Source organism: Vibrio sp. KUL78 (assembly GCF_059725505.1).
Map to the genome: position 1 here is coordinate 749325 of NZ_AP045838.1, position 12793 is coordinate 762117.

8 protein-coding genes are annotated in these 12793 nt (G+C 44.9%); 1 reads left to right on the plus strand and 7 read right to left on the minus strand.

All coding sequences use genetic code 11. The features are described from left to right. Positions 1-228: 228 nt before the first annotated feature. Positions 229-1512 carry a carbohydrate porin gene (locus AC6I8Y_RS20030; RefSeq protein WP_394149034.1) on the minus strand — a complete coding sequence of 428 codons (1284 nt, stop codon included), beginning with the start codon at positions 1510-1512 and terminating at the stop codon, positions 229-231. A gap of 774 nt (positions 1513-2286) precedes the next feature. On the opposite strand from AC6I8Y_RS20030, the gene AC6I8Y_RS20035 reads away from it, so the two are divergent. Further along, complete coding sequence (locus AC6I8Y_RS20035) at positions 2287-3291, plus strand: LacI family DNA-binding transcriptional regulator (RefSeq protein WP_042470085.1); 1005 nt, start codon at positions 2287-2289, stop codon at positions 3289-3291. Positions 3292-3394: 103 nt separating this feature from the next. Here the strand turns inward: AC6I8Y_RS20035 and AC6I8Y_RS20040 are convergent, their stop codons facing one another. The 6 genes from AC6I8Y_RS20040 to AC6I8Y_RS20065 all read right to left on the minus strand — a co-directional run bounded on the left by AC6I8Y_RS20040 (position 3395) and on the right by AC6I8Y_RS20065 (position 12517). Beyond that, a complete protein-coding gene (locus AC6I8Y_RS20040; RefSeq protein WP_498022856.1) occupies positions 3395-6847 on the minus strand; it encodes a 1,3-beta-D-glucan phosphorylase, GH149 family in 3453 nt (1150 codons plus the stop codon). A 67-nt stretch (positions 6848-6914) separates the two neighbouring features. Continuing rightward, complete coding sequence (locus tag AC6I8Y_RS20045) at positions 6915-7889, minus strand: ABC transporter ATP-binding protein (protein ID WP_042470083.1); 975 nt, start codon at positions 7887-7889, stop codon at positions 6915-6917. Positions 7890-7896: 7 nt separating this feature from the next. After that, the gene (locus tag AC6I8Y_RS20050) at positions 7897-8850 is read right to left on the minus strand and encodes an ABC transporter ATP-binding protein (RefSeq protein WP_042470081.1); all 954 of its coding nucleotides are present in this window, start codon (positions 8848-8850) and stop codon (positions 7897-7899) included. Further along, positions 8847-9839 carry an ABC transporter permease gene (locus AC6I8Y_RS20055; protein ID WP_042470079.1) on the minus strand — a complete coding sequence of 331 codons (993 nt, stop codon included), beginning with the start codon at positions 9837-9839 and terminating at the stop codon, positions 8847-8849. Before AC6I8Y_RS20055 ends, AC6I8Y_RS20050 begins: the two co-directional genes overlap by 4 nt. Positions 9840-9847: 8 nt before the next feature. Beyond that, positions 9848-10822: an ABC transporter permease gene (locus AC6I8Y_RS20060; protein WP_042470078.1), complete on the minus strand. Its 975-nt coding sequence runs from the start codon at positions 10820-10822 to the stop codon at positions 9848-9850. Positions 10823-10873: 51 nt separating this feature from the next. Further along, on the minus strand, positions 10874-12517 hold the full coding sequence (locus tag AC6I8Y_RS20065; RefSeq protein ID WP_498022857.1) for an ABC transporter substrate-binding protein: 1644 nt from the start codon (positions 12515-12517) through the stop codon (positions 10874-10876). Between the last annotated feature and the right edge of the window lie 276 nt (positions 12518-12793).

Sequence of the window (12793 nt, forward strand, 5' to 3'; positions counted from 1 at the left end):
AAAAAGTAAACGCTTTCACGAAACAATTAGACAAAATTAGAACTCAAACAAAAAAAGCCACTCAGCAAGCTGAGTGGCAAAATCAAACTGCCCTGAATATACAAGAACCAATGCACTTATTATCAAAGACATAAACACAATATGAATCATGAATATTGTGAAAAATACGGGTATGCTCTCTCCCTATGATGCACATACCCGTCCCCTCTCCTAAGACAGTGGTTGGGGTTACCACCACATATCAGCTTGGATGCCTACTAACAAATCCGCTTTATCACGGTCAGAACCATCTAGGTACGTCGCTAGGAAACGAATCTCTGGTGCAGGGCCGAATCCAGTACCTACTGTCACTGTTGGTGCGATAGTCAGTTTATAGTCATAGTTACTGCCGCCTACGCCATTTTCATCAGACCAATCGCCATACTGGTAGCCCGCTTCAGTTGCGATAGACCAGTTTTTAGAAATTGGGAAAGTTGGTCGAATCATTGCAGATGCCCAAGAGTCTTTACCACGTTTTTCGAGATCATTATATTGACCTTGAATAGAGTGGAAAATACTTACGCCATTCTCAAAGAAGTAGCCACCCCAAATAAGTGCACGAGTCGATACATCACCAGAATCAATTTTCTTCATGTTATCAGGACCCATCGCACCGCCGTAACCTGGCTTCCATGCATTATAGGTTGTAATTGTACCACCCAATAATTGTCCTGAACCTAAACCTTGACCTGCTTGTGCAATATATTTAGTAAAGCCTTTTTCAGACAAACCAAATACAGTATCAGAATGATAAATACCGGTAACTTCAAAACCAGAATCTGCATATTCAACATCATCTACAAAGTTATCTGGTAAATATTTACCCATAGCATGTAGTTCAAAAGAACCAAAGTTAACGCCCACGTGTACAGCATGCATTGGGTTATTATCATCAAGTCCCCAGTAACCACCCTCAGCGTTGTCACTCGCTACGTATGCGAAATCCCATTTATTTCCACCAAGCTCGATACCTTCAATACCAACACCAGTACCTGACATATCTGTATAGAAGAAGTCAGTCATAAAGATGTAGTTATCTTTACCATAGAAACGCTTACCACCCCACATGGTGCCTGTTTCTGTCACGCCGTCAAACTCTACAAACGTCTCGATTAAACCAATGCTACCGTTTGCAGCATCAGCGTTTGTACCTAGCTGGTTTTTACCTCCTGACTGAGCATTATCTGCACCTGCACGGGTTTTAATTCTCACCGATTGACCATCTGCAGTATCAAAGTTTTTCTGAAGTGCAAGCTCAAAGTGGTTATCAGATTCAATACCTAAACGACCAAGTTTTTCTTTTGTTGCTGGGAACTTAGAGCGCTTAAAATCGTCATTAGTGCTATATAATGCACCAGCACGAAAATAACCATGAAACTCAAAACCTTGTGTATTTTCACTTGCAATCACGTTAGAACTAGCAGCACTTAATCCAGCCATTAAACAGGCTAGAGTCACTTGTGATAATTTCATTATCAACTCCTAAATTTTATTATAAATTTTCCATTTTTTAAGTGCGTATAAATAAAGACAACCACTGCTTTCATTTAATTCACACTGAGAGTTAGAAGAAAAATGAACCTAGACCCCCTCCAAATTCACTCCACTTCCGGTTTTCCTTTCCGCCTATAGAAAAGACAGAAATAAAATTAGTTATTCTGATATTTTTACGGTTAGCACGTACCAAGCTCGAAGCTATGTGCTTATAAATTCACCAAAAATCCTTTCCACCTCAAGTAAGCGCTTTCAAAATTCACTATGCAAAAATTAGCATAGCGTGTTACACGCAACCCAGTTAACTTAATCAAATAAGGCTTTGGTTCGATTTATACCTCAAGTCCTTAAGAAAACCTTTCAATCTATTAAGAAAGCGCTTTCATTAAAAAGGAAAAAATTAAGAGAAAGTGCCTTGTCTTGACTCTGTTCCCCATTGCTTGATAACTATATTAATTGTTGAGCCAGGCTATGTATATAGGTCGAAATTGCACGTATCTACAAAACATGAGGCTCGTCACCACAAAGAAAGCGCTTACTTTTACTAATGTGGAGTCAGTCACTAAATGTGAGAAAGCAATCCGATATGATGCTCTCCGCACTACAAATCGCTAACCAGATCACAGTTCACCGTCGTGGAACGTATCTACAACACTCGAATTACCATCAGATGAGCGCTTTGTAGTATAGTGAGTGGAAGTCATTGAAGAAATTTCCAATAATTTCAACAAGATTGAATGATAGGATCGCGAATTGATTACGATAAAAGAAGTCGCTGAGTTAGCTCAAGTCTCGCAAGCAACAGTGTCAAGGACACTGAACGGTCACTCTTCGGTTAAAGAAGCTAACAAGCAAAAAGTGTATGCCGCAATGGAAGAATTAGGTTACCAACCTAATACGTTTGCGCAGGCACTCGCCTCAAACCGCTCTTGCAGTATTGGTATGCTTGTCGGTACGCTTGATGGTCCCTTTTATGGGCCAATGATGCACGAAGTCGAAAAGGTCGTTCGCTCGGAAAACTATCACCTGATTATTACTAGCGGCCACGAAGAGTATGATGAAGAACATGAATCGATTCGTTTTCTTCGCTCAAAGAAAGTGGACGGGCTGGTGTTGACTGTCGATACCCTATCGGACAGTGAACTTCTTGAGATCTCGCGCCAAAATGAAGCGACAGTACTTATCAACCGCTACATTCCTGAAATGGCTGACCGCTGTGTATGGCTCGACAATGAAAAAGGTGGCTTTTTAGCCACTGAGTATCTGATTAAAAAAGGTCATACACAAATTGGATGTATCAGTGGTCAGCTCAGTAAAGTCGATAGTCGCGACCGTCTGCAAGGATATCGCAATGCATTGAGCCATTACGGCGTGGATTACAATCCCAATGCTGTTGTCGAGGGCCGATTTGACCATCAATGTAATCATGATGCCATTCGTCGTTTGTTAGATCGAGATATCCCGTTAACCGCCATCTTCTGTATGAACGATAATATCGCGATGACCGCCTACACGTTATGTTTGGAACGCGGACTCCGCGTTGGTGAAGATATCTCAATTATCGGATTCGATAACGTACCCTTTGGTCAGCACATGACACCAGGGTTAACAACTGTAGATTTCCCAATTCAAAAAATGGCAACCGCCGCAGCTAAAAAAGTAATGGCGATTGTTAAAGGTAAAAGTAGTGCTTCACAACCCATCGAACCTATCGAACCGACTATCATCAGCCGAGGGTCTGTGAAAAACCTCGCTTGAATGACGAAAGGTTAAACCTTTATTACGCTCAGAAGATAAAAAAAGGCAGGACAACTAAATTGTCCTGCCTTTTTGTTTGCCCTGATATCTAGTTAATGTGTGGCTAGATAACCAGTTTTTCTGCTGGAATCGTCACGTAAACAGCTTTCACCTGAGCACTGCGATCAAAAATGTGCTTACTTAGATTCTCTGGAATCATGTTCGATATTTTTTCAATCGTAGGCCCATTGGTTAGCTCAACAGTCAAAGACACATCATGTTGTTCTTCACTCAATGTGTATACAAACGGAACCTGGCATAGCGTAAACGCTAGGCTCCCCACATTCACATCGATACGATTCACCTGACCTTGCAAATCAAAGTACTCAAATGCCACAGGTTCAGTCAAGAACTCGCTTTCAGACAACAAGTTAGGCGTGATCTGGATTTCTCCATCCGTCACGGTAATACCCAGCTCGCCAAAGCGTGTAATCACTTCTTCTTTAACCTGACCAGTCATACCTGGCTGCTGTGCACCTGCTTGTTTTGGCGTATGCGAATATGGATCCGTTGGGAACGCACCGTACACTTCTGGTGTTTTGTTAAAGCCAATGCCTTCACGCACTCGGTAGTAGAACTCACCCAATTGCTTAGTCTTATCACAGTTACCTAGCTCTACCCATGCTTGCTGGTAGTTCTCTTGAACCGCAAGTAGAAGTTTAGAGACCATGTGCCAATAGATACAACCTAAGCCTTCATAACCAAACATAGTACCAGAGCGACCTGTAAACGCTTTGTGGTTGAAGGTCTGCTCATAGATATCAGACACTTCGGCCCACTCTTTGCGACCAAAGCGAGGGTAATCCTCAGCAACAGTTGCAATACGAGCCTCTAAAATCGCTGCGTTCTCGAAATCAGCATTAAAATGAACTCGGTTCTCAATATCTTGATTAACGATTCGTTTATCGCCATTCGCCAGCATCGCCTGAAGCAGCTCACTATTATCAACAAGATTCTTAGTGATATGGTTCTTCTTCAAAAATGCCGTTAGATCACGATCCGGGTAAAGCATGAAGCTCAGTTGATCTTCACGGAACATCTCGCTATCAAACAGCTTAGTCAGCAAATCTACCGCTTGTGTCGCATCCAGAATACCCGCACTTAGGATGGCAACCTGCCCTTCCAGCATTGGATATAGATATTCGACATTCGCACCATCACCTTGAAGGTCAAGGATGTTGTAAGCATTGTACAGGCCATCATCGCGCTTGTTGCTATGGATGGTGTGGTCAAGCAAAGTCTTAGATACGCGAAGTAACTCTTCAACTTCTGTCATCTCCAGCGTCGATTTACCCGAGAAGCCGTTGGCATAAACGCCCATACGATACTCTTCTGCGACTTTAGCCAATTTCGTGAGCAGCGATTTACGAGACTGAGGTGTAATTTTCTCAACTCGCAGCGATGCCGCCGCTTCAGACAATACCTGACTTGTCTTGGTTAGCCATACTGCCACTTCGCTCGATAGCGCAACATTAATTGGAGCGCGGCAAATTAGCTTCTGCATAAAGGTTACATAACGACGCATGTAGTACAGTGTCACCATCGAGAGACCGTTACCCACAATAGCGTTGTTGGCATCATTCCACTCTGGACGTTGCGTGTTAAGCCAAATACCGCCATCAATGACGAAGTTGCTTAGCTTAGACAACAGCGGTACAAGGAGCTTCTCAAGTAGGTTCACTTGATAAACATCGCCATTCTCACCCATCACCAATCGACCGTCGCTACCTAGTGAATCGGTAAGCTCTTCCGTCGCAGCTTGCTTTTGCTCATTAAAGGCAACCGTATCTTTCGGGTTAGCAAACAGCTGCTCAACACCCGCAATTTCATACGGTACATTTGCATAGCTGTAGGTTTCTTCGCTCAGCCATTCGATAAGGTCATTACTTTGATACTTATCGGCAAGCTCTAGGAACTTGAGTAGATAGATGATTTGGTGGTCACCCCAGTAACCAATGTTGCTCCATGGATCATCCAAATCAAGTAGCTCCCAGTCCACGCCCTCTTTGGTGATGCGGTAAGGGTTATAGCCATCAATCGTCGACGCATTTACAAACTTAGCGACAAATGAACCGATAAAGTTTGGATAGCTCAATGCCATCGCTTCCCAGTTCTGGAAGATATCACGCCAGTTGCCTTGATAAGCCAACAAACGTTGTCCCTCATCGTCACGTACCTTGATTTCAAAATGGTTCCAAGGACGGCTTGGGTCACCGTGACGACGACCAAAGGTGAGTGGCAAATATTCGTAGGCCATACGCAGAAGCTGTTGATCACCTGTCTCTTTCGCCATCGATACTAACTGCGGATGCGATAGGTTTTCTGGAAGCGTGCGTAGCAGTGCAGAATGTTTTTCTACGACTCTTTTGTTGATGCGAGTAAATGTAGCGAGGACATCATCCGCATCCAACTTATAACCAGAGACAAACACGCCACCACGCATGTTGTTAAATAGCACGTTCGCATAGTGATGAACGGCAGTCTCTTCCGAAGAGGTTAACTGCCACGCGTCTGCACCCGCCATAAGAAGTTTCAGCTCATCTTGGTTCGCTTGGACGTCTTGTTTAACGGTTACTGCGATCTCATCGTCTAAGACCATCTGATTTTTCAACGCAGCAACATCTGCATGAGACTTGTCGATATCAGCCACCATCAGCCAAGATTCCGTCTCACCCGCCTCAAGTACTAGAGATTGAGTGATAAGGAAGGCGCCACGTTCACCACGAGTTAATGGCTGCGCATCAAGTGGTTGCCCTTTACGGAACTTAGCTACGTCTTTGGCATTAAGAGAAATTTGCTGCGCTTTTTCTGCAATACCAAATACAGTAGTCGCTCTTAAAGATTCCGCTGGCTCAGCACGGTCACTGAGCTTGGCGTACATACTGTAGGTTGCCATCGGTAGATCATCGATTCGCTCGTTCCATTTATAAGCATCGACCAGCGCGCTGCGTGTTTGGAGCGCTTGAAGCGGCGCGCCAGATGGAAGTAGGTTTTGAATACCATCGATAATCTCAAATTGTACCTGTTCATCAGCAAGGTTCGTCACATGTGTTTCGCGTACAAAACCAAATTTATCCGACGTAGACCAGCTGTATTGATAGCGAAGGCCTAAGGTGTGGTTTAGCTCTTCAAATAGGATCTTGTCACCGACAGCATTTTTGTAAAGGTTGCGCTGCACTTGGTACAAACCATCATGGTGCGGGTTGAAAGGTTCCCATAATGCAGGTGCCCCATCGGTAGTCGCCACACGAATAACGGCTTTAGAGCCTGTGTTGTCCGCATTTTCATGAATATGATCAACTGAGCGATACGGGAAAAGTGCATTCTCTGGACGAATGCGTCCCGCAGACAAGCTGCCTGTTGATGAAATAAACAACCAATGATTACTGGCAGAGACAACACTGATAAAAAACGGTGCCATCTGATCGACATTAGATATCTGGTAAAAACGTTCTTCGTTGAGAGTGATAAATTTCCCGTTCACTTCAAACGCTTGATTAGCTTGTAATTGTTCCATAATTTGGTCACTTCTGATTTTTTGTAAGCGCTTTCTTTAGAGCGCAAAATTTTTGGGATTCTTTAAACTACATGTTGTGGCAACGAACAAAGTGTTGCTCTGAGATCTGCGTCGTTTCAGGCATCTCTTTAGTACAGATTTCGCTTGCGTTCGGGCAGCGAGTAGCAAAAGGACAACCGACACTCGATGGCTTCCATAGAGGGATCTCCCCTTTCTTCACGGCAAGATCGCGTCGACCCGCATTGCCTACTTCTGGTACCGCAGAAAGCAGTAGCTTAGAGTAAGGATGCTGTGGGTTTTGCGTCACGCTGTCACTTTCGCCCCACTCCACCATGTGACCGACATACATGACGGCTGTCTTCTCCGCAAAGTAGCGAGCAGTCGCAATATCGTGGGTGATGTACATAAATGAAATGCCGTGCTTATCTTTTAAGTCAGCCATTAGGTTCAAAATACCAAGGCGAACAGACACATCGAGCATAGAGATAGGCTCATCCGCTAGAATAACCTCAGGATCAACAGCAATTGCACGAGCGATAGCAACGCGCTGTCTTTGACCACCACTGAGCTCATGTGGGAACTTCTCTGCCGTCTCTTTTACCGGAGTCAAACCCACCAGCTCAAGCAAATCATAGACTAGCTGCGGGATAGCTTTCTTATCTGCGCGATTGTGAATCATCAAAGGGCGCGCGATATGGTGATAGATGGTATGTACTGGGTTAAGCGATCCAAACGGGTCTTGGAAAATCATTTGCACCTGACGTGCATACTCCAATTGACCATTTTGCTCAATGTATTCATTGATCGGTACACCTTTGAAATGGATATCGCCAGCCGTCTTGTCATAAATCTGAGTCAAGATACGTGCACCCGTGCTCTTACCGGAGCCCGATTCGCCTACGATTGCCAAAGCTTCACCTTTACGAAGCTCAAACGACACGTCGTTTACTGCTCGCATTAGGTTCGACTTCACTGATTGGCCCAGAGGAAAATCTTTAACTAAGTTTTTTACCGATAGGATGACTTCGTTACTTTGCATCATTACTTCCTTAAACCAGATGACAAGAGACTTGACGACCATTCGCCAGAGCAGAGAGCGCAGGCTCTACCGATTTACACTTCTCAAAACACTCTCCACAGCGAGCTTGGAAGTTACACCCTGTCGGGATATCGAGTAGGTTCACTGGATTACCAGGAATGCCGTATAGACGCTCTTTTGGACCGTGAATTGTAGGGAATGAAGCTACCAAGCCTTTGGTATACGGATGCTCAGGAGCACCAAACACCTGCTGAGCGTCACCCAGTTCAATTAGGTTACCTGCGTACATCACACCAATACGGTCAGCAATTTCACCCATCAAGCTCAAGTCATGGCTGATGAACAAAATTGAAAAGCCAAACTTAGTTTTAAGGTCATACAACTCGTTAAGAATTTCACGTTCGACAACCACATCCAATGCCGTAGTTGGTTCATCCATAATGATGAGCTTAGGCTCAAGGGCAAGTGCTACGGCAATAACCACACGCTGACGCATACCACCACTCAATTGGTGCGGGAAGCTACCCATGCGGTCACCGTGAATCCCAACAATGGATAGAAGCTCAACTGCCTTTTCATGGGCTTGCTTGTAAGGAATCTTCTTGTGAGCCAAGATCACGTCCGTTAGCTGCTCGCCGATGGTGATTACAGGGTTAAGCGAGTTCATAGCACTTTGAAACACGACAGACACATCGTTCCAGCGGAACTGGCGCAATTTACGGTCGTTCATTTTCAGCACGTCTTCGCCTTTATAAAGGATTTCACCTTCTGAAATCAGTGCAGGTGCTTTGTGTAAGCGAGAGATAGCAAACGCTAGCGTACTTTTACCGCAACCAGACTCACCAGCAATGCCAAGTGTTTCGCCTTCTTTGATCGTTAGGCTGACATTATTGACCGCGCGAGCAACGCCGTTTGGCGATACATAGTCGACACATAGATTATTGATTTCGAGTAATGCGCTCATCGTAGGCCTCTCTTCTTATCTGCTTCTTTTTTCAGTTTGTGCCACAGTTTGATGTGTGGACCTGTACGAAGTTTCGGGTTACTCACTTGGTCAATCGACATGTTGATCAGTGCCAATGCACCACCTGTGATTGCTAGCGCCATTGCTGGAACCATCATTTCCCACCAAGCACCTGTGTATAGTGACGATGACGTTTGTGCCCAGTACAGCATTGAACCCCAGCTCACTTCTGTCGCATCACCAAGACCAAGGATACCCAAGCCAGCCTCAGCGCCCATTGCGTAGATAACTGTGCCCAAGAAGCCACCAAACACGATAGAGATTAGGTTTGGTAAGATCTCAACAAGAATGATGCGGATCTTAGACTCACCCATTACCTCAGCAGAAATAATGAACTCCTTATTACGAATCGCCATTGTCTGAGAACGTATCACCCTCGCGCCCCACGGCCAGGAGGTGATACCGAGCAACACGGTAATAACGAGGGACCCCACCTGCCCTAAGAATGCTGCTAATACTATGAGTAACGGAAGCTGTGGAAACACCAGAAATACGTTAGTAAGAAAGTTCAAGCGTTCATCGATTTTGCCACCAAAATAGCCCGAAGAAACACCAACCAAAACCGCAATACTCATTGCAATAACTCCAGCCGTGAGGGCTACGGTTAGCGACTTTCTCGCTCCATAAAGCACTTGGCTATAGACATCACGACCACTACGTGTCGAGCCCAGTACATGCTCAGCGTTGGGCGCAACATGAGGGCGCGCTACGCGGCGTTCTGGATCATGAGTTGCCAATGCAGGTGCAAAGATGGCTCCAGCAAGAACAACGGTAAGTAGAAATCCTCCGATTATCGCTGGCGGGTTGCCATAGAAGAAGGCATATACCTTACCTAGTTTCGATTTGATGTTTTTCCATGAGAAAGCAGATTCTCGTACCGCGAGCTTCGACTCGTGGTCATATTTATGCGCGTCTATTAACTTTTCCATAATACGGCCTAGTTGGAAATTCGTGGGTCTAGCCAAACGTATAGAAGATCGGCGATAAAGTTAGCAGTCAGAACTGCGGTCACTAAGATAAGCAGAATGGCTTGGATTAGCGGATAGTCACGAGCAACGATGCCTTTAAGCAGAATGTTACCCAAACCTTGGTAGTTGAAGACCACCTCAGTCATGATTGAGCCCGCAAATGAGAAACCAATCGCCATTGCGATAGCCGTCGCAACAGGCAAGATGGCGTTACGACCTGCATAGCGGTACATCACGCGGAAGCTACTCAATCCTTTGGCTTCAGCCATGGTGACATAGTCTTCGCCTAATACGTTGATCATGGCGTTACGCATGTTGAATACCCAAGTCGCGATTCCGACCACCACCATAGAGCCAACCGGCAACACAGCATGTTTAGCGACGCTTGCGATGAACTCCCACGTCCAACCTGGTTCTAGTGAAGGGTCGTAGGTATACGCAAGTGGTAGTAACTCCATCTTCAAACCGAAGAAGTAGAACAAAAGCAGTGCGGTTACTATGTATGGGAAGTTACTGATAAATGCCAATACTGGCGGTACAACCTGACCAAAGAAGCCTTCGCGGCGATACGACGCGTAAGTACCAATGCTGACACCAATAATGAGAGCAACAATGAGAGAGCCTAGAGCTAGGAACATGGTCCAAGGAAGTGCCATCGCGATGACGTCAGACACGTTAATTGGGAACATGAGAACCGAAGGGCCAAGGTCGAGCGTGAAAACACTCTTGATGTAATGGATGTATTGAACAAATACGTTGCCATCAACAAAGCCGTACATTTCGCGAACAGCATCCATCTGAGCCGGATCCATACGTCCCTGCGCTGCTGCAAATAGTGCATCTACAGGGTCACCAGGCATAAGACGAGGCAACATAAAGTTAAACGAAATTGCGATAAGAAACGCAGTGAAATAAAAGCCAAAGCGGCGAGCTAAAAACGACATAGCAGTACCTTTTAAATGTGGGGCCTCATTCGAGACCCCAAGTGTTACGATTTACTTAAGGTGCAAGTTATTTAGGATAAGAACTCGCTTACCACCATCGTAAAATACTGGCTGAACGTAAGGGTTTTCTTCACTTGGCCAACCAACGATTTTATCCGTGTTGTATTGGAACCATGTTGCGTTAGAGAACAGCGGAATAAACGGTAGATTTTGTGCCGTAAACTCTTGAAGCTCAGAGATGATCTCTTGCTGCTTAACCGCATCACCCGTTTTGCCGAAGCTATCGATTAGCGCGTCGATTTCAGGGCTGTTTACGCCGTGACCTGCGTGCCAAATCTTACCAACGTAAGCTGATGAGAAGTATGCTTGGTACGCCAAGATTGGGTTAGTCGATACCATTGACCAGTTGATAGACATCTTGTAGTTGCTGTCTTTAAGGTTCTTGTCATATACCGCCCAGTCGACAGTCTTAACGTTCGCCTTCACACCAACTTCATCAAAGTACTCAGTTGCCATCTGAACAACTTGAATCCAGTCCGTCCAGCCGTTTACCACTTCGATATCAAACACAAACTTGTCGCCGTTTGGCATATCACGGTAGCCGTCACCATCGAGGTCTTTCAGACCTGCAGCATCAAGTAGTTTCTTTGCTTCATCTGGGTTGTAAGTCGTCAGGCCGCGATATTTATCTGTCACGCCTTGGTCGATACTTGATTTATATAGTTCACCAATACCACCCGCGTTGTAGTTCACCGTTGGGTAACCGTAAGCGGCAATATCGACAATCATTTCGCGATCAAGCGACATAGAAAGCGCTTGGCGCACACGGATATCATCAAATGGCGCTTCCTTCGTGTTTACATAAAGATGGATTGCGTCATTCGCTGGATACCAGAAATGGTGGTTATCAGGGTTTTGCTTCACAAACGTGCTTTCGATATCAGCAATGAAGTTTGAGCCCCAATCAATCTCACCTTTGATCAATGCTGGCTGGATTTGAGAGTTGTCGTTGTATGAGCGGAACGTCATACAATCTAGGTAAGGACGATTCTCTAGATAGTAGTTTTCGTTACGGCAAAGCTCCATTTGTTGCGGCTTAAGATACTTAACCGTCGTCATTGGACCGCTACCAATTGGATTTGGGTTGGTAAACGTGGTTAGGTCTTCTGCTTTGCTCCAAACTTTCTTAGGAACAATGTGATAGTCCGCTAGGTTCCAAAGGAACGTCGAATCCGCTTCAGCAAGGTTAACCTTCAAAGTGCGTGCATCAACGACATCGATATTCTTAAGGTTACCGCCAGACCAAATACCTTTAAGGTCAAAAGCTGGCGCTTTTTGCGTCATTTCAAAACTAAACGCCACGTCTTCTGCTGTTAATGGGCTGCCGTCAGACCACTTAAGACCCTCTCTCAACTTGATCGTAATGGTCTTAAGATCATCTGAGTAGTCCGCTGACTCAGCCAAACGCCAGTGCGTTTCTCCAGTCATGTTGTTGAACACCATCAATGGTTCAAACATGGTGCCGTTGTAAATATCTTTTACTGTGTATGGATTGAAGTTATCAACAAAGCCTGTGTTGATAATTGGCACAGTCAAGGTGCCCCCCTGTTTAATTTCTTCCGCTTGCGCAGTCACTGCACTACCAGCAAACAATGCACCACAAATCACTGAGGCGATGAATGTTTTCTTTTGCATCACTGTATCCTTTAGTTTTGTTTTCGGGTTTAGCGATTTCCATTTAAGTGGAACTAAAAAGTTCGGGGGTAACACCTCAAGAAAGCGCTTTCTCAGAATACTAAGTAGTCTCGACGCATTTAACAAAATACAGACCCAAAAAGCCTGCATTGATCACATTAAAATTAATTCTTTAATATCAATGACTTAAGCAAATCATAGCTGGTCAAAAGAAAAACAACAGAGAAATTAACTCTTATAATTCAGTGTATTATCGCCACATCAATCTACTCATAT

Coding starts and splice junctions, on each gene's coding strand:
- AC6I8Y_RS20030 (WP_394149034.1), bottom strand. CDS start 1,512: ATGAAATTATCACAAGTGACTCTAGCCTGTTTAATGGCTGGATTAAGT.
- AC6I8Y_RS20065 (WP_498022857.1), bottom strand. CDS start 12,517: ATGCAAAAGAAAACATTCATCGCCTCAGTGATTTGTGGTGCATTGTTT.
- AC6I8Y_RS20055 (WP_042470079.1), bottom strand. CDS start 9,839: ATGGAAAAGTTAATAGACGCGCATAAATATGACCACGAGTCGAAGCTC.
- AC6I8Y_RS20060 (WP_042470078.1), bottom strand. CDS start 10,822: ATGTCGTTTTTAGCTCGCCGCTTTGGCTTTTATTTCACTGCGTTTCTT.
- AC6I8Y_RS20040 (WP_498022856.1), bottom strand. CDS start 6,847: ATGGAACAATTACAAGCTAATCAAGCGTTTGAAGTGAACGGGAAATTT.
- AC6I8Y_RS20045 (WP_042470083.1), bottom strand. CDS start 7,889: ATGATGCAAAGTAACGAAGTCATCCTATCGGTAAAAAACTTAGTTAAA.
- AC6I8Y_RS20050 (WP_042470081.1), bottom strand. CDS start 8,850: ATGAGCGCATTACTCGAAATCAATAATCTATGTGTCGACTATGTATCG.